This is a genomic window from uncultured Odoribacter sp. (assembly GCF_937966165.1).
Classification (GTDB): Bacteria; Bacteroidota; Bacteroidia; order Bacteroidales; family Marinifilaceae; genus Culturomica.
In genome coordinates this window covers 24304-41637 of record NZ_CALCLB010000023.1, presented here as the reverse complement: position 1 = coordinate 41637, position 17334 = coordinate 24304, and the positions used below count along the sequence as shown (strand labels likewise).

The following is a 17334-nucleotide window of genomic DNA, read 5'->3' as shown; positions in this document are numbered from 1 at the left end:
TCCTATATAATTGGATTTTCCTTAGTTAAGGATAAAAAATCAATGCTGATTGTCCTATTAATTATGGGGCTGGGAAATGGTTTTTATAGTACCTTGATTAGTATTGATAATTATATACATTACGGATTAAATGTAGGGGCAAGGGTATTATCGGCCGTTTGGTGGGATGGGGAGGTTTCTGCAACTGCGCATTCTTGTATGTTTTTGATATTTAGTGGTTTATTGTATCCGATGTTGTTCATATATAAGTCTTCTTTCTCGTTTAAAATCCTGATGGTTTTATTTTGTATCTCTCTTTGCCTGTCAGCTATAATGTCCGCTTCCAGGTCTGAGTTGCTTTATCCTCCGGTTATTGTTGTATTAACCGCTATATTTTATGGTATTAAAACTTCAAGTGTAAAGCATTTTAACTATTTAATTTTTATTACTGTTATTTTAGTTATACTCTATACGTTTGACATCTTTCATATCAGGACCTTTTTTGAAAATCAATTTATTTTTGTCCGGTTTACCGAAAAATATGACGGGGGTATAGTTGAAAATGCCAGAGTTGGTAGCTGGCCCTTATTTTTCAATAATTTCGGCAAATATCTTTTCGGGGGATTAAATACTATAAATCCTTTGCTCTACATGCATAATATGTTTTTGGATACATTTGCTTTTACAGGTATATTCCCCTTTATGTTGTTGATAATAATTGTGTTTCAAAGCTGTAAGTCATTATATAAGATTTCGAAAATAGGAGATGCTTTTGAAGCGGATTTGTTTTTTGGAGTCATGATTGCTTTTTTGCTGATTTTTAATACTGAACCTATATTGCAGGCTTCAAGCTGGTTTTTTTCTTTTTACCTGATCGTATTTGGAATGCTGGATAAAAGATTAGTTTTATTGAAAAGGAATAAAATGAATAGGGCCACTTTAGTTGTTTCATGACTTTTCTGCTATAGATAATATTTAATTTAAAAATTTATAAGCAATTTTAAATAGAATGAATATTCTTTATATATCCACTTCCATGGATGAAGATTTAATCGCTAAAATCAAATTAAAGAATTCTAATTATTCCATTGCTGCTATAAAATATGCGGACTTAATTCGGAAGGGGTTGGAGAATAATAAAAGTATTGTTTTAACTAATGTATTTTCTCCGACTTTTACCACCTGGCCTCATGTAAATACATTTTTATTTTTCAATCACCGTCAGTTGAGCGGAAAATATATTTCTTTTATTAATCTACCCTTTCTAAAACAGTTCACAATGTCTTTTAGCGTTTTTGTTAAAACATTGGGCTGGGTCCTGAAAAGTAAGAGAAAAGAGAAGAATATAATTATTTTAAGTTCGATACAATTGCCTTTTCTCTTAGGTACTTTTTTTTTAAAGCTATGGGGTGTTAAAATTGTATCTTTTGTTCCCGATCTTCCCCAATATCAATATGGGTATACAAGAGATCGCAATATTATAAGACGTTTTTTTACGCCTTTATATATTAAAATTTGCAATATTTTTATCTATGCAATAGATTATTACGTGTTTATCACTAAACAAATGGTGACTCTGTTTCCGCATAGACCTTTTACGATCATGGAGGGCTTGGTGGACCTGAATGATTCCTCTTCCATAGAATGTCCGGAAGAACATGCTTTTATTGTAATGTATGCCGGTAGTCTGCATGAGACTATGGGAATAAGATTATTATTAGATGCTTTTGAACAAATGGAGGAAAATATGGAATTATGGATTTTTGGTACAGGTGATTTGCAAAGTTTAGTCGAGGAGAAAGCAAAGATTTGTAAAAAGATAAAATATTACGGGAGAGTATCTAACAATGATATTATCCGGTATGAACAAAAAGTTGATTTATTAATAAATCCCCGTTTCAGTAGTCAGGAATTTACTAAATATAGTTTTCCCTCCAAGTTGATGGAATATATGTTATCCGGTACTCCGGTGTTAACAACCAGATTACCCGGAATATCTGAAGAGTATAATGACTTGATGTATTTTATTGAGGATGAAACGGTAGAAGGTGTCCGGAAATCGATAATAGAGTGTTATCGAAAAAAACCGGAGGAATTCCAGAGGAGAGGAAGAGATACGAAAAAGTATGTGTTGGAAAATAAAAATTGTAATGTCCAGATAGATAGGATTATTAATCATATTGTTCAGAATCTATAAATCGTAATTATGTTAAATAAAAAAATAGCGGTAATAGGACTCGGTTATGTAGGACTTCCTTTGGCAAGATTATTTTCTACTCAATATCCCACCGTAGGCTTTGATATGAATCAAAAACGTGTTGACTCTTTAAATAAAGGATATGATGTAACACTTGAAGTCAGTGATGAGCTTTTACGAAATGCAATTAATAACGGATTTAAATGTACGAGTAATATTGAAGATATACGGGATTGTAATATCTATATAGTCGCCGTACCCACGCCTGTGGATAATAATAACCGGCCGGATCTGACACCATTGATCGGAGCGAGTACGACTGTAGGTAAAGTTATTTCCAAAGGAGATATTGTTATTTATGAATCGACCGTTTATCCGGGAGTTACAGAAGAAGAATGTCTGCCCGTAGTAGAAAAAGTATCGGGCCTGAAATTCAATGTTGATTTTTATGCGGGATATTCTCCGGAACGGATTAATCCCGGGGATAAAGAACATACTGTAGAAAAAATAAAGAAAGTCACTTCTGGCTCAACTCCTGAAATTGCAGATATTGTAGATGGTTTGTATAATGCTGTGTTAGTCAATGGAACGCATAAAGCCCCCTCTATAAAAGTTGCGGAAGCATCAAAAATTATAGAAAATTCACAAAGAGATGTAAATATTGCATTTATGAATGAGCTTTCTAAAATTTTTCATGCGATGGGCATTGATACAAGTGATGTCATTGAGGCCGCTGCATCCAAGTGGAATTTTATTAAGATGAAACCCGGGTTAGTAGGAGGACATTGCATTAGTGTAGATCCGTATTATCTGATTCAAAAGGCCCAGGTCTATGGCGTGCTTCCGAGAATTATGTATAATGCGCGCAGATTAAATGATGGCATGGGTGCTTATGTAGCCAATCAGGTGGTTAAATGTATGAATAAAAAAGGTATTTTGGTGAAAGATGCAAAGATTTTGATATTGGGAGTTACCTTTAAGGAAAACTGTCCGGATATTCGGAATACTAAAGTCGTCGATATCTATACCACTCTGTCTGAGTTTACGAATAATATCGTTATTTATGATCCTTGGGCTAGTCCTGATGCAGTCAAGGGCGAATACGGGATAGATATTGTGAATGCCCTTCCCTCCGAAAAGTCGGATGTTGTTGTTTTAGCTGTCGCTCATAAAGAATTTGAGAATTTGAATATTTTGTCTTTAGTGGAAGACAGGCATGTAATTTATGACGTGAAAGGTTGTCTGGATAGGGATATTATTGACGGTAGATTGTAAGTTGTTGGCTGATGAGAATTTTAATTCCCTCTGTTTCATTTTATCCGGCCCAGGAAGGAGGTCCTTCTAACGCTTTGTATTGGCTTGCCAAAGGCTTTGTGAAAGAAGGTATCGACGTTTCTGTGGTAACAACAGGCAGGTATATAGAAGACAATAAAGTTATCCTTGACAGGTGGCATTGTTTCGAAGGTATTCATATCATATATCAATCTGTAAAGCACTATAAGTTTTCAATTCGTTTGTTACGTACGAATCTGAAAGAAGTGAGGAATTGCGACGTCGTTATTTCCAATGGATTATGTTATTTACCAGGTTTTGTATTAAATACTTACGCTCTTTTTAAAAATAAGAAAGTAATAATTTCTCCCCGGGGAGAAATGTTTTCAACAGCTATTGCAAATAAGGGTTTTGGCAGTAAGATTTTAAAAACCTGTTATTTCAAATTTATTAATCTGATTTATAATAAAAAGGTTATTTATCATGCAACTTCTGTAGAAGAAAGAGATTCTATAATAAAAATGTTTGGAAAAAACCGGAAAGTGGTCATCATTCCTAATTATATGGTTTTACCCAGACACATTCATCTTTCTTCTAATCCCTATTCAGGTTATTTGTTATATGTAGGAAGGATTGCTCCCATAAAAGCGTTGGATAACCTGATTAGAGGATTGTCAAAGTCAAAAAAATTTATGGAAAGTTCTTTGCAACTTTTACTTGCAGGAGAGATTGCAGGAGATTATTATAAATATCTGCAAACAGTTATTGCTGATAATCAAATGCAACATAAAGTTAAATTTTTAGGATTAGTAACGGGGGAAGCTAAGAATGAATTGTATGCGAAAGCAAAATGTTTGTATCTGGTGTCTAAATCGGAAAATTTTGGAAATGTTGTTATAGAGGCCTTGGCTCAGGGTACGCCTGTAATAACATCTAAAGGAACGCCTTGGGCTAGTTTGGCATCTGATGGTTGCGGATGGTGGATTGATAATGAGCCTGCTTCAATAGCTAAAGCTACAGATGAATTGTTGGATATGGAGGAGATTGCATATAATTGTATGCGGCAAAGGTGTTATGATCGTTGTATAAATGATTATGATATTTATAACAATATTGATGATTGGATTAATTTAATAAAATAATAAGTATGTCCATTTTTAAAGATAAAATTCTTTTAATTACCGGAGGCACTGGTTCCTTTGGGAATGCTGTATTGCGTCGTTTTCTGGATACGGATATTAAAGAAATCCGCATTTTCAGCCGGGATGAGAAAAAACAGGACGATATGCGTCATCATCTGCAGAATCCGAAAGTCAGATTCTATATCGGTAATGTGCGCGACCGGCAGTCTGTCGACAGCGCTGTGCGTGGAGTGGATTACATTTTTTCGGCAGCAGCATTGAAGCAGGTGCCTTCCTGCGAGTTTTTTCCCCTGCAAGCCGTCCAGACCAATGTCATCGGCACGGATAATGTTCTGGAATCAGCTATTGCCCACCGCGTAAAAAATGTGGTTGTCCTTTCGACCGATAAAGCTGCTTATCCGATTAATGCCATGGGAATCTCAAAAGCCATGATGGAAAAAGTGTCTATTGCTAAAGGACGGGCCCTCGGAGAGAATGCACAGACAACCATCTGCTGTACCCGCTACGGGAATGTAATGGCCTCCCGTGGTTCGGTTATTCCCCTATGGGTAGATCAGATTAAAGCAGGTAAACCCCTTACGGTTACGGATCCCAATATGACCCGTTTTATGATGACGTTGGATGATGCCGTGGATCTGGTCATGTATGCATTTGAACACGGTCATAACGGGGATTTGTTCGTTCAGAAAGCTCCCGCAGCTACCCTGGATGTTCTGGCTGAAGCTTTGAAGCAATTGTATAAGACTGAGGTGGAAGTGAAAACAATCGGTACCCGTCACGGTGAGAAATTGTACGAAACCCTGGTTACTCGTGAAGAAATGGCAAAAGCAATCGATATGGGAAACTATTACCGTATTCCGTGTGATACCCGGGATCTGAATTATGATAAGTTCTTTACCGAAGGCAATGAGGCCGTGGCGAAAATAGAAGATTATCATTCCCATAATACAACCCGTTTGGATGTGAACGACATGAAGCAATTATTGCTCAAGCTGCGATTTATACGGGAAGATTTGGGTTTGGAGGAGAAATTAAAGACAACTGAAATCAAAAGCGAGTAAAATCCGATACAGAGCCGTTTTATACTTTTCTTTTTGACCGGCATCCTGCCTCATGTACAACGGCTGTTTAATCAACTGATATGTTATGAATATTCTTGTAACGGGAGCCAGGGGTTTCATTGGCAGAAACCTGGTGGCTCAGCTGCATAATATACAATCGGGGAAAGCCAGGAATAATGCTGTTCCCGACGGCCTCAAAGTATTCGAATACGATATAGACAGTGATCCGTCCGAATTAGAGGTATATTGTAAAAATGCAGATTTTGTATTTAATCTGGCCGGGGTAAACAGGCCTAAAGAGCAGTCGGAATTCATGAAAGGTAATTTTGGCTTTGCCTCTACCCTGCTGGATACGCTCAGGAAATATAACAATACCTGCCCGGTAATGATTTCCTCCTCTACCCAGGCGACACTGGACAATCCCTATGGGGAGTCCAAAAGGGCAGGGGAGCATTTGATGCTGGAATATGCAAAAGAAACCGGGGCGAAGGTATTGATATACCGTTTCCCGAATGTATTCGGGAAATGGTGCCGTCCGAATTATAACAGCGCGGTAGCTACCTTCTGCAACAATATTGCCCATGACCTGGCAATCCGGGTGAATGATCCGGCTGTGATGATGAATCTGGTGTATGTGGACGATGTGGTAAATGAACTGATCGCTGCCTTAACGGGAGGGGAAAACAGAAAAGGGGATTATTGTGAAGTACCGGTAGTCTATAGCGTTACTTTGGGTAAGATTGTAGAACTGCTTTATTCTTTCAAGGAAAGCAGGAATAATCTGAACGTTCCCGATGTAGGGGATGCCTTTACGAAAAAGTTGTATTCCACTTATCTTTCTTATCTCCCTAGTGACAAGTTCGGTTATCCCCTGAAAATGAACGTGGATGCAAGGGGGAGTTTTACCGAAATCATCCGGACACCGGACCGGGGACAGTTTTCGGTAAATATCTCAAAGCCGCATATCACGAAGGGAAATCACTGGCATCACACCAAGAATGAGAAGTTTGTTGTGGTGAGTGGAAGAGGGGTTATCCGTTTCCGCAATATGAACGGAGAAAATACAGAAGTAATAGAATATTTTGTTTGCGGGGATAAGATAGAGGTTATCGATATCCCTACGGGTTATACCCATAATATTGAGAATCTGGGGGAGACAGATATGGTAACATTTATGTGGTGCAATGAATGTTTTGATCCGCAACATCCCGATACTTTTTTTGAGGAAGTTTAAAAAGAAGAAAATGGCAAAATTGAAACTTATGACGGTAATCGGAACCCGTCCGGAGATTATACGGTTATCGGAAGTTATAAAAAAATGCGACCGGTATTTTACTCAGGTATTGGTACATACGGGACAGAATTACGACTATACCTTAAATCAGGTGTTCTTTGACGATCTGGGACTCCGCGCTCCTGATCATTATTTGAATGCAGTGGGATCCGATTTGGGAGAAACGATCGGCAATATTATAGCCCGGTCTTACAGCCTGATGGCAGAGGTAAAACCGGATGCCGTCCTGGTTCTGGGTGATACAAATTCCTGCCTTTGCGTAATCGGTGCCAAACGTTTACATATTCCGATTTTCCACATGGAAGCCGGTAACCGTTGTTTCGACGAATGTCTGCCGGAGGAAACCAACCGCCGTATTGTAGATGTGACGGCCGATGTCAATATGTGTTATTCGGAGCATGCCCGTCGCTACCTGAATGCGGCAGGCACGCCCCGGGAACGGACTTATGTGGTGGGCTCTCCCATGGCAGAAGTACTTTCTGCAAATCTGCAACAGATCCGGGCCAGCCGTATACTCGAAACATTGGGATTGGAGAAAGGGAAATATATTTTACTTTCAGCTCACCGGGAAGAAAATATCGATATTGAAGCGAACTTTTTCAATCTGATGAATGCTGTAAATGCCATGGCAGAAAAATACGATATGCCGATATTGTATTCCTGTCATCCCCGCTCAAAGAAATATATAGAACAGCGCGGATTCCGTTTTGACCCCCGTGTGATACAACATCAACCGCTGGGTTTCCACGATTACAATCATTTGCAGATGAATGCTTTTGCGGTCGTATCCGATTCGGGAACCCTGCCGGAGGAAAGCAGCTATTTCCTGTCGGTAGGCAATCCGATACCTGCAGTCTGTATCCGTACCAGTACGGAGCGGCCCGAAGCATTGGATAAGGGAGATTTTATCCTGGCCGGCATAACGACAGAGCAGGTATTACAAGCAGTAGATGTTGCTGTAGAAATGAATAAAGATGGAGCATTGGGGTTCCCCACACCTGATTATAAGGACGAGAATGTGTCTGTAAAAGTGGTTAAGCTTATTCAAAGTTATACGGGTATTGTTAATAAAATGATTTGGAGAAAATATTAATACAGAGAAATATATGATAATCATTATTGGTGCATCCAGTTTTATCGGTGTTCATACTGTAACCGAATTTTTAAAAAATAATTCTTCAGTATTGGTAACGGGACGTAATAACAAGTTTAAAAATTATTACGATACTTTAGGAGTAAAGTATGTAAATCTGGATATTACAAATAAAAATGACTTTGAAAAACTTCCGTCAGAAGGGGTGGAAGGAGTGATATTGCTGGCTGGCTTACTACCGGCTAATGCCCCGGTAAATTTGGATGTAGATGAAAATGCCGACGATTATTTTAAGATTAATGTACTGGGGACTATAAACGTTTTGGAATATTGCAGAAAGCATACTATTAAACGTGTCATTTCGACTTCTTCTTATGCTGATGTCTATAATTCCTGGAGCGGCGAAAGGGCTGTTACGGAAGATGAACCGAGGGGATTTATCTATAAAGGGGATCATGCCGTATACGTAATTTCAAAAAATGCAGCAAATGATGTACTGGAATATTATAATCAACAACATGGCATGAAGAATGCCGTTTTCAGGTTTCCTCCGGTTTATGGGGTTGGTCCTCATGGCTCCTTATTTATCAATGGTAAATATTTAAAATCCGGATTACAAATTTTTATCGAGAAAGCCCAGAAAGCTGAAGATATTACCGTTTTTGGAAGTAAAGATTTGAGCCGGGATGTTGCCTATGTGAAAGATGTGGCACATGCTTTTTATCTGGCGATTACAAATCCAAATACTTATGGCCTGTATAATATGACTTCTGGAAAAGGGGTAACTCTTCAGGAACAGGCAGAAATAATTGCTGACGTTTTTGCTCCCCGGGACGGAAGAAAATCAAAGATCCTTTATAATCCTGATATAAAAAATAATACCCCTTCCTATTTGTTCAGTATGGAAAAAGCTAAAAAAGATTTTAACTATGTTCCGGCTTATTCTGATTTTCGCAAAATGATGGAAGATTTTAAAAAGGATATGGACGACAACCTTTACAGAGATCTTTTTAATTATTGATGTATGTATAAACATTTTTTCAAGAGATTCCTGGCTATTTTATTCTCTTTTATTTTATCCCCCTTCCTGTTATTGGTATTGGTTATATTCGGATTAGCGATAAAGATAGAAGACGGCGGTCCTTTATTTTATTGTGCTCAAAGAATTGGTAAAAAGGGGAAAATTTTTAAGATGTATAAGTTGCGGTCGATGAAGGTAAATGCTCCGGATATCCGTTTGGAAGATGGTTCCACTTATAATTCTGCAGACGATCCCCGTGTTACGAAAGTGGGAAAATTTTTGAGAAAAACCAGTATTGATGAGATTCCTCAATTGATAAATGTCATGATAGGAGATATGAGTTTTATTGGTCCCCGTCCCGATTCAGCTATGTATTTAGATAAATATACAGAAGAAGAACGTATTATTCTAACTGTACGGCCCGGAATTACAGGTTATAATCAGGCAATAAACAGGAATTCCGTACTTACAAAAGAAAAATTGAGAAATGATATCTATTATGTAGAACACCTCTCATTTTTATTGGATGTCATGATCATCTTTTGGACGATCCGGACAGTATTATTTTCTGAAAATGTGAATAGAAAATAATAAGTGATGAGAATACTGATTTTTAGTGCTTATTATGAACCAGAATTTGCGGCCAGTTTATATTTGTCGAAACAGTTGTATGAAGGGATGGCAGAGTTGGGATGGACTGTAAACCTATATGTCCCCTTGCCGACACGGGGGATTGATACTTCAATCAGAAATTATTATAAAAAGCAGAAAAGAGAACAATTAATAAATGGACGATTGACGATTCACCGGTTTTATGCACCGAAAGAAGGAAAGTCTGTTCTAGCAAGGGCACTGAGGTATTTTTATATTAATATGGTTTTTGCAGGTATCGGTCTTTTCAAAAAACAGGATGTCCTGTTTTTACAAAGTACTCCGCCTACACAGGGATTAGTAGGGGCTTTTATCCGTTTTTTCAGACGCAAACCTTTTGTCTATAATCTTCAGGATATATTTCCGGACTCCTTAGTAGCGTCGGGATTGACAAAATATAATTCTTTTCTATGGAAAATTGGAAGAAGGATAGAAAATATCACATATAAAAGCGCGTCCAAGATTATTGTTATTTCTGACGATTTTAAGAAAAATCTGTTATCTAAAAAAGTAGCGAAAGACAAGATCAGAGTTATTTATAACTGGGTTGACGAGAAAGTCGTTCATCCGATAGCTAAAGAAGACAATTTTTTATTTGAGGAATTTCAGTTAAGCAGAAATAAGTTTTATATCGTTTATGCGGGGAATTTGGGAAAAGCTCAGAATATCAATATTATTATAGAAGCTGCAAAACAATTCCTGGAGTATGAGGATATAGAATTTTTGATTTTTGGAACGGAGCAACAGTCTAAGCCTTATATCGATTCTTTAGACAACATAAAGATTACAAATTTACGATTTCTGCCGTTGCAATCTTATGATAAGGTTTCTTATGTATATAGTTTAGCCGATGTTTCTGTCGTTTCCTGCAAAAAAGGGTTTGGGGGAAGTGCAATGCCCAGTAAAACTTGGAGTATTCTGGCTAGTGGCACACCAGTGGTTGCAAATTTTGATTCTCGTTCTGACTTACAAAAAATTATTGAAGATAATCAGGTCGGATTATTTTCGGAGGCAGAAGATTTAAGGGCTTTCGTTTCATCTATACAGACTTTATATCAAAATCGGGAATTATGTAGTCAACTGGGGAGAAATGCCCGGAATTATATTGTTGAAAATTTATCCAGAGAAATTTCTGTTTCCAGATATTTGAAAGTAATAGAGGATTTAGTCAGAAATTAATGAAATCGTTGTTAATATTAGGTGCCGGGATTCTTCAGGTTGCTGTGATTAAGAAAGCAAAGGAGAAAGGTATTTATACCGTTGTTGCAGACGGAAATCCTGCTGCCATAGGATTACCGTTGGCTGATAAATCACTTGTAGTCAATATTGTAGATCCGGAAGCTGTATTAAAGGCATTGGGGAATGAACATATTGATGGTGTGATTCATCCCTGTTCTGAAGTGGCTATGAATACGATGGGAATTGTCAACGATGTATTTCATTTATCTGGTATAGGAGTAAAAACGGCTATTCTTGCCACGAATAAGGAGAAGATGCGGGAAGCTTTCCGGTTGGGAAATGCGCCTTCTCCCCTGTCTTTTGGTGCCGGAACTTTTGATGAGTTTTTACAAAAGTTATATCGGATCGAAGGTAAAGCTATTGTCAAACCATCACGTAATAGTGGAAGCAGAGGAGTTTCTTGTATAAATCGTCAGCAAGATAGAGCCTTTTTGGAAAAAGCATTTGATACAGCTTTTATGAATAGCAGAGATAAAGCTGTTGTAGTAGAACAATACATTGAGGGACCGGAATTTAGCGTAGAGATTATTATTTGGAATAATGAGATTAATGTGTTGACGGTTACCGATAAGTTAACGACGGGCGCTCCTCATTTTGTGGAATTGGGTCATAGTCAGCCAAGTAAGTTTTCTCCCGTTGAGGTTGAATTAGTTGTGAAGGCTGCAATTTCTGGCTGTAAAGCTTTGCATCTTACTAATTGTGTCGCTCATGCTGAAGTTAAATTACAACAGGGGAAACCTTATATTATGGAAATCGGAGCCAGACTGGGAGGGGATTTTATTTCAACAGAATTGGTACACCTGTCTACAGGCATTGATATGGTGGGTGCAGCAATACAGGTAGCTTTAGGAGAAGAACCCGATTTAACACCTAAACACGCTCCCCAAGGTGTGGCAATAAGGTATTTTACTCCACGGCCGGGAGTATTGAAATCAATCGATTTCAGTAAATGTCATATAGATAGTTCCGTTTATCAACTGGAAGTGTACAAGAAAACTGGTGATATTATTTCTGAAGTAACTTCCAGTCTTGATCGCTCTGGACATGTTATTACTATTGGAAAAAATGTGGAAGATGCGGTTGCTTATGCTGATAATATCATAAGTTCAATCGGATATGTTATGCAATAATTCAATCTAAAATGAAAATTTTATTCTCACCCCCTGATATGGGGATACAAGAAGCTGAAGAAGTTACTAAGGCGATTTGTTCAGGATGGATAACGACGGGGCCTCGTACAAAGGAATTTGAAAGACAAATAGCAGCGTATTGCCATACAGAAAAAGCAGTTTGTCTGAATTCTGCTACGGCTTGTATGGAATCAATCCTGCGCTTGTTAGGGGTAGGGCCTGGTGATGAGGTTATAACGAGTGCATATACTTACACCGCAACGGCAAGTGTCATTGCCCATGTGGGAGCTAAAATTGTTTTGGTAGATACTGCTCCGGACTCTTTTGAAATGGATTATTTTAAACTAGCAGATGCGATTACAGAAAAGACAAAGGTTGTTATCCCTGCAGATTTAGGGGGCATAGTCTGCGATTATGAGAAAATATATGCCGCTGTCAAAAGTAAAAAAGCTCTGTTCAGGCCAGCCAATGGATTACAAAAAGCCTTTGGAAGAGTAATTATCATGGCGGATGCCGCCCATGCTTTCGGAGCACAATGGCACGGAAAAATGTGTGGAGAAATTGCAGACTTCACTTCCTTTTCATTCCATGCTGTAAAAAATTTTACGACAGCAGAAGGGGGTGCTTTGACTTGGAAGAATATCAAAGGCGTGGATAATGAATGGATTTATAAACAGTTTCAGCTTTTATCACTACATGGCCAAAGTAAAGATGCTTTGGCAAAAACACAATTAGGAGCTTGGGAGTATGATATCGTTTCTCTTGCATACAAATGTAATATGACGGACATAACAGCAGCTATTGGTTTGATTCAGATGAAACGTTATCCGGGAATGCTGGTCCGCCGTCAGGAAATGGTTGCTAAATATAATGATGTCTTAAAGAACTGTAATGTACAGGTATTGTCCCATTGGGGTGTAGATTATTTGTCCAGTTGCCACTTATATTTGGTACGGTTACTTGATAAAGATACAGAATTCAGAAATAATGTTATTATTGAAATGGCTAAGCGGGATATTGCTTGTAATGTTCACTATAAACCATTACCTATGATGTCTGGATATAAGGCTCTCGGTTTTGATATTAAGGATTATCCCAATGCTTATAATCAGTATAAAAATGAGGTAACATTACCTTTACATACAGGTTTGACAGATGTACAAATCGAATTTTTATTAGAGAACTTTGTAGAAATAATAAATAATTAGAATTTCTGGTGAATGTATTATAATTATGTCCTTTAAAAATAGTTTAAAATTTTACGGCATTTCATTGGGATTTGATATAAAGCTAATATTTTGTACTTTGCAAACTGTTGTAACAAGGTAAAGTATATATGTTGATAGATAAGATTTTATTAGATAAGGTGAGCGGGCAAGCGAAAGAAAGCCCGCGCTTACGGATGAATTTCAATCTGCACGATTCGCTGGAGGCTAAAGCACAGCGATTACTGAATGCCTTGGAGCCGGGTACGATTCTGCCTATTCACCGTCACCGTCAAACAGCAGAAACATATATGGTAATAAGAGGTAGGATACGGGTGATGTTTTATAATGAATTGGGAGGAAGGACAGCGGATTTTCTGTTGGATCCGTTAGAAGGAAATTATGGAGTACATATACCGAAAGATCAATGGCATACGTTGGAGGTGCTGGTAAGCGGGACCGTAATTTTTGAAGTGAAAGACGGGCCTTACATGCCGATTGAACCGGAAGATTTGTTATATTAGATTCTATCATCAGCGGAATTAAAGATACCTTGTTTTTTGCAGGTTATTTTTAGTAGGGAGGGCTAGGTTTGTGTATTTTTTGATTGAAAGAGGTGACAAAAGAACCGTCCCCCTGTCACCTATATTTTTTCTATCCAGCCGAGGGGGATTGTGGTGAGGGCACAGCCGAAGTATTCGATCCGGATGGCGATTTTGTATTTGCCTCGCATTTCCACTAGTTCTCCGACTAATCCTTGAAGGGTACCGTGTTTAACTAAAATTGTATCTCCGACAGAAACAGGGGAGGTGGTGAATTCCACTTCGTCAAAAGCATGTTCTACCATCAGGCGGAGACGTTCTATCTGTTTGTCAGGAATAGAGGCTGGGGCAGATTTTTCTTTGAGAAATGTGACGACTCCGGGTATATTTAAGACTTTCAATGTTTCCTGCATGGGAATACGAACGAAAATATAGCCGGGAATTAATGGAAAAGATACTTTTTTCCTCCGGTCACTCCACATTCTATATTCAGTACGCAATGGTAAATAGTTATCCACTTTGGCTTCATCCAAGCGGGCTTTTACTTTCTTTTCACTACGGGAGGTTGTATAAACGGCATACCAAGAGGAGCGTAATTCCATGTTTCAGTTTATATTGTTTGTTCTTACATCACTTTTATCCTATCGTTTTATATCAAACTTTATAATCCTGATGGGATAAAGCACTTTCCTTTTGCTTATCCAGTTCTTCGAAACAGGAATTTTTCGATTTGAATTCGGGTATAATTTGTTTCATGAGCCGTACCGTTTCCATAACTTGAATTTGACGGGCTACGGAAGCCAGATGCTCCATTTCGGGCACAATGTCTGCATATTTATATTCCCGTACTTTTGCTACTTTAATTTTTTGATGGGTTGTCGGAATGGTGTTTTCTTCATTACTTAATACTTCTTCATAAAGTTTTTCACCTGGACGCAAACCCGTATATTTGATTTTAATATCTTTGTCGGGTTCATAACCGGCTAGTTCGATCATTCTTTTCGCCAAGTCTGCAATTTTTACAGATTCTCCCATTTCAAATACAAAAATTTCATTTCCATTGGACATTGTAGCTGCTTCCATCACTAAGCGGCAAGCTTCCGGTATTGTCATAAAAAAACGGGTAATTTCCGGATGAGTAACGGTTACCGGACCTCCTTTTTCGATTTGTTTCCTGAAACGGGGAATAACACTTCCGTTACTTCCCAGCACGTTTCCAAAACGGGTAGTGACAAATTTGGTCTTTCCTTTCACCTCCCCTTTAGCGATAGCCATTCCCAAACTTTGTACATAAATTTCCGCCAGACGCTTGGAGGCTCCCATGACATTTGTGGGATTGACAGCCTTGTCTGTTGAGATCATAACCATTTTTTCTACCTGATAACGTACTGCCAGCTCAGCTATGTTTTGGGTGCCGTATACATTTGCCAATACAGCTTCACAAGGATTCTCTTCCATTAAAGGCACATGTTTGTAAGCAGCTGCATGGAAGATAAACTGAGGTTTATAGCGTTCGAACACCATGTTTACACGCTGGGAAATTCTGACGTCTCCGATAATAGGTACAAATTCCATTTCCGGAAAACGTTCTTCCAATTCCAGGCGGATGTTATGCATAGGGGTCTCCGCAGAGTCGAACAGAACAAGCTGCTTCACCCCGAATGTCGCCAATTGCCGGCAAAGTTCGCTTCCAATAGAACCGGCAGCACCGGTTACCAGAATCGTTTTATCCTTAAAGTTGGCGATAATTTCATTCATATTGATCTTAATCTCTTCCCGTCCAAGCAAATCTTCTATCCGGATCTCCCGTATATTCGCCCGCATTAATTTGTCTCCGCTTACTTCATCTACAGGAGGCGCAATCAATACTTTTATTTTATTCTTTTCACAATAACGGATCAACCGCTCCTTTTCTTCCTGAGCTGTAATATAGTTGGGGAAAAGTATTCCTTCCACATTATAGCGGTTGGTGATGTATATAAAATCGTCTTCATTATTAAAATAATATACCGGAAGATCGGCCAGCCGATAAGATTTGTAGTTTTGTCCGAATACATAGAATCCGGCTATATGGTAATGGCTGCTATTTCGTAAACGGGTTTCCAGAGAGACACTTTTATCCGTAATTCCGTAAATTAAAATTTTGCTATTTTGTTTGGAGAACTTACTGGTTAAAATATCGTACATCAGAATCATGGCAATCCGGACGGCTACTAAAGAAATACCGGTAAGCATTAGATCGAATAAAGAGCCGATAAGTAATTGCTTGTCACTTACTATATGATAAAAAGAGAGGGTAATATAAATCAGAAGAATCTTACCTAAAGTAGCGCAGCCTATTCTCCACAATTCTTTTAATGTAGAATGCCGGATAATATTCCGGTAAGCTTTGAATATATAGAATGAGATGGCACTGCAAATCAAGGATAATACCATGATTTTCAGTATTACTTCAATCGACATTTCAGAATTTGTAGATTGCCATACTTTATCGTGAATCAGATTAGAAATTGATAAATTCCCCTCGGATATTTCCAATTTCGTAAAATGCCGGGCTAATAAACAAGCTAGAAAAGTACAACTAACAGAAATAATAAGGTCAACAACTAAAATAATCCAGTAACTCAAATATTTAGCGTTGATAATTTTATTCAGTAATTTTGATTTCATCACTCATTAACGTTTTAAGGTTAGTTGAAAAATCCCGATCGTAGTTTATTGTGCTGAATGCGATCTTTCTGTTTTTTCAGCTCTCATTCCGATAAGATTCTTGATAGAAAAAATTTTACTTTTTGTTCTCTTTTTTGATTGAAAACAGTCGGTAAATTTGTTTAACCTTCTACGCATTGTCCGCCACAACGCTAATTTTCATTAAACTCATTTCGTTATTTTTTCCTCTACCAAAGAGGAAGATCGCACACTTCCTCTAAACTTATCTTGCTATTTTCCTTCCTCTACCAAAGAGGTATACCTGTTTTTACAAGAACATAACAGTTATATCTTCTCGTATTTGTAACTTTTACAGTGTATTTATCGTTGTTAAAAAAGGATTTATAAAAAGAAAATATTAAATGCTAAAAAAATTCAACTCTTAAATTTTCGAATCTCTGAGTGATAAAATAAATTGCAGTATAATTACTTTTTTATATTATGATAAATTAAAATCAAAGTAGATATTTATTTAAATATTATATTTAATAGCTATGGAAATAATTATATTCTTCTGAAAGTGATAGAATTGCAAGACATTGGAAAACAACGCTTGCTCCCTGTAACCAATAATTAAATTGACATTTATTTGCATTCTAAATTATATATTTATAATTTTGCCTAACGAAATTTTGTTATGTACCTCTTTGGTAGAGGAAGAATAACAAAATGAAGTTTTGTTTAAAAGTCATTCAATTCAATCGCAAGTAAAGAGTAGAAAGGTCTTTATAAATGTCTTTTATAAAATAGGGGACAAATAGGAATGGTTTGTACTTTATTTAGATTTTATAAATTATAA

General features: G+C 37.6%; 15 protein-coding genes. 13 read left to right on the top strand and 2 right to left on the bottom strand.

The window, feature by feature from the left end:
- The first annotated feature begins 63 nt into the window (after window positions 1-63).
- From Q0465_RS10235 to Q0465_RS10175, 13 genes are all read left to right on the top strand, one after another.
- Window positions 64-933 (top strand): hypothetical protein, encoded by an 870-nt coding sequence (locus Q0465_RS10235; RefSeq protein WP_298615831.1) that lies wholly within the window; start codon window positions 64-66, stop codon window positions 931-933.
- Between the two features lie 55 nt (window positions 934-988).
- Complete coding sequence (locus Q0465_RS10230; RefSeq protein ID WP_298615829.1) at window positions 989-2176, top strand: glycosyltransferase; 1188 nt, start codon at window positions 989-991, stop codon at window positions 2174-2176.
- A gap of 9 nt (window positions 2177-2185) precedes the next feature.
- Window positions 2186-3451, top strand: coding sequence for a nucleotide sugar dehydrogenase (locus Q0465_RS10225; RefSeq protein ID WP_298615827.1), 1266 nt, complete (start codon window positions 2186-2188; stop codon window positions 3449-3451).
- A gap of 11 nt (window positions 3452-3462) precedes the next feature.
- Window positions 3463-4590, top strand: coding sequence for a glycosyltransferase (locus tag Q0465_RS10220; RefSeq protein WP_298615824.1), 1128 nt, complete (start codon window positions 3463-3465; stop codon window positions 4588-4590).
- Window positions 4591-4595: 5 nt separating this feature from the next.
- Window positions 4596-5651, top strand: coding sequence for a polysaccharide biosynthesis protein (locus Q0465_RS10215; protein ID WP_298615821.1), 1056 nt, complete (start codon window positions 4596-4598; stop codon window positions 5649-5651).
- Window positions 5652-5736: 85 nt separating this feature from the next.
- On the top strand, window positions 5737-6885 hold the full coding sequence (locus tag Q0465_RS10210) for a capsular polysaccharide biosynthesis protein CapF (protein ID WP_298615819.1): 1149 nt from the start codon (window positions 5737-5739) through the stop codon (window positions 6883-6885).
- A gap of 10 nt (window positions 6886-6895) precedes the next feature.
- Window positions 6896-8038, top strand: a complete 1143-nt coding sequence (locus Q0465_RS10205; RefSeq protein ID WP_298615816.1) for a UDP-N-acetyl glucosamine 2-epimerase — start codon at window positions 6896-6898, stop codon at window positions 8036-8038.
- A gap of 13 nt (window positions 8039-8051) precedes the next feature.
- Complete coding sequence (locus tag Q0465_RS10200; RefSeq protein ID WP_298615813.1) at window positions 8052-9059, top strand: NAD(P)-dependent oxidoreductase; 1008 nt, start codon at window positions 8052-8054, stop codon at window positions 9057-9059.
- A gap of 3 nt (window positions 9060-9062) precedes the next feature.
- Window positions 9063-9650: a sugar transferase gene (locus Q0465_RS10195; protein ID WP_298615810.1), complete on the top strand. Its 588-nt coding sequence runs from the start codon at window positions 9063-9065 to the stop codon at window positions 9648-9650.
- A 6-nt stretch (window positions 9651-9656) separates the two neighbouring features.
- A complete protein-coding gene (locus Q0465_RS10190) occupies window positions 9657-10889 on the top strand; it encodes a glycosyltransferase family 4 protein (RefSeq protein WP_298615808.1) in 1233 nt (410 codons plus the stop codon).
- The gene (locus Q0465_RS10185; RefSeq protein WP_298615806.1) at window positions 10889-12079 is read left to right on the top strand and encodes an ATP-grasp domain-containing protein; all 1191 of its coding nucleotides are present in this window, start codon (window positions 10889-10891) and stop codon (window positions 12077-12079) included. The genes Q0465_RS10190 and Q0465_RS10185 overlap by 1 nt, the downstream gene beginning before the upstream one ends.
- An 11-nt stretch (window positions 12080-12090) precedes the next feature.
- Window positions 12091-13287 carry a DegT/DnrJ/EryC1/StrS aminotransferase family protein gene (locus Q0465_RS10180; protein ID WP_298615804.1) on the top strand — a complete coding sequence of 399 codons (1197 nt, stop codon included), beginning with the start codon at window positions 12091-12093 and terminating at the stop codon, window positions 13285-13287.
- A 128-nt stretch (window positions 13288-13415) separates the two neighbouring features.
- Entirely contained in the window at window positions 13416-13808 is a 393-nt protein-coding gene (locus Q0465_RS10175) for a WbuC family cupin fold metalloprotein (RefSeq protein WP_298615802.1), read from the top strand.
- Between the two features lie 119 nt (window positions 13809-13927).
- On the opposite strand, the gene Q0465_RS10170 is transcribed toward Q0465_RS10175, so the two are convergent.
- Window positions 13928-14428: a UpxY family transcription antiterminator gene (locus tag Q0465_RS10170; protein ID WP_298615800.1), complete on the bottom strand. Its 501-nt coding sequence runs from the start codon at window positions 14426-14428 to the stop codon at window positions 13928-13930.
- A 52-nt stretch (window positions 14429-14480) separates the two neighbouring features.
- Window positions 14481-16496, bottom strand: a complete 2016-nt coding sequence (locus Q0465_RS10165) for a nucleoside-diphosphate sugar epimerase/dehydratase (RefSeq protein ID WP_298615798.1) — start codon at window positions 16494-16496, stop codon at window positions 14481-14483.
- Window positions 16497-17334 lie beyond the last annotated feature (838 nt).

What these genes read in the sequence shown, in the direction of transcription:
- Q0465_RS10235 (WP_298615831.1), top strand. Translation starts at nt 64, where the DNA reads ATGGGGCTGGGAAATGGTTTTTATAGTACCTTGATTAGTATTGATAAT.
- Q0465_RS10230 (WP_298615829.1), top strand. Translation starts at nt 989, where the DNA reads ATGAATATTCTTTATATATCCACTTCCATGGATGAAGATTTAATCGCT.
- Q0465_RS10225 (WP_298615827.1), top strand. Translation starts at nt 2,186, where the DNA reads ATGTTAAATAAAAAAATAGCGGTAATAGGACTCGGTTATGTAGGACTT.
- Q0465_RS10220 (WP_298615824.1), top strand. Translation starts at nt 3,463, where the DNA reads ATGAGAATTTTAATTCCCTCTGTTTCATTTTATCCGGCCCAGGAAGGA.
- Q0465_RS10215 (WP_298615821.1), top strand. Translation starts at nt 4,596, where the DNA reads ATGTCCATTTTTAAAGATAAAATTCTTTTAATTACCGGAGGCACTGGT.
- Q0465_RS10210 (WP_298615819.1), top strand. Translation starts at nt 5,737, where the DNA reads ATGAATATTCTTGTAACGGGAGCCAGGGGTTTCATTGGCAGAAACCTG.
- Q0465_RS10205 (WP_298615816.1), top strand. Translation starts at nt 6,896, where the DNA reads ATGGCAAAATTGAAACTTATGACGGTAATCGGAACCCGTCCGGAGATT.
- Q0465_RS10200 (WP_298615813.1), top strand. Translation starts at nt 8,052, where the DNA reads ATGATAATCATTATTGGTGCATCCAGTTTTATCGGTGTTCATACTGTA.
- Q0465_RS10195 (WP_298615810.1), top strand. Translation starts at nt 9,063, where the DNA reads ATGTATAAACATTTTTTCAAGAGATTCCTGGCTATTTTATTCTCTTTT.
- Q0465_RS10190 (WP_298615808.1), top strand. Translation starts at nt 9,657, where the DNA reads ATGAGAATACTGATTTTTAGTGCTTATTATGAACCAGAATTTGCGGCC.
- Q0465_RS10185 (WP_298615806.1), top strand. Translation starts at nt 10,889, where the DNA reads ATGAAATCGTTGTTAATATTAGGTGCCGGGATTCTTCAGGTTGCTGTG.
- Q0465_RS10180 (WP_298615804.1), top strand. Translation starts at nt 12,091, where the DNA reads ATGAAAATTTTATTCTCACCCCCTGATATGGGGATACAAGAAGCTGAA.
- Q0465_RS10175 (WP_298615802.1), top strand. Translation starts at nt 13,416, where the DNA reads ATGTTGATAGATAAGATTTTATTAGATAAGGTGAGCGGGCAAGCGAAA.
- Q0465_RS10170 (WP_298615800.1), bottom strand. Translation starts at nt 14,428, where the DNA reads ATGGAATTACGCTCCTCTTGGTATGCCGTTTATACAACCTCCCGTAGT.
- Q0465_RS10165 (WP_298615798.1), bottom strand. Translation starts at nt 16,496, where the DNA reads ATGAAATCAAAATTACTGAATAAAATTATCAACGCTAAATATTTGAGT.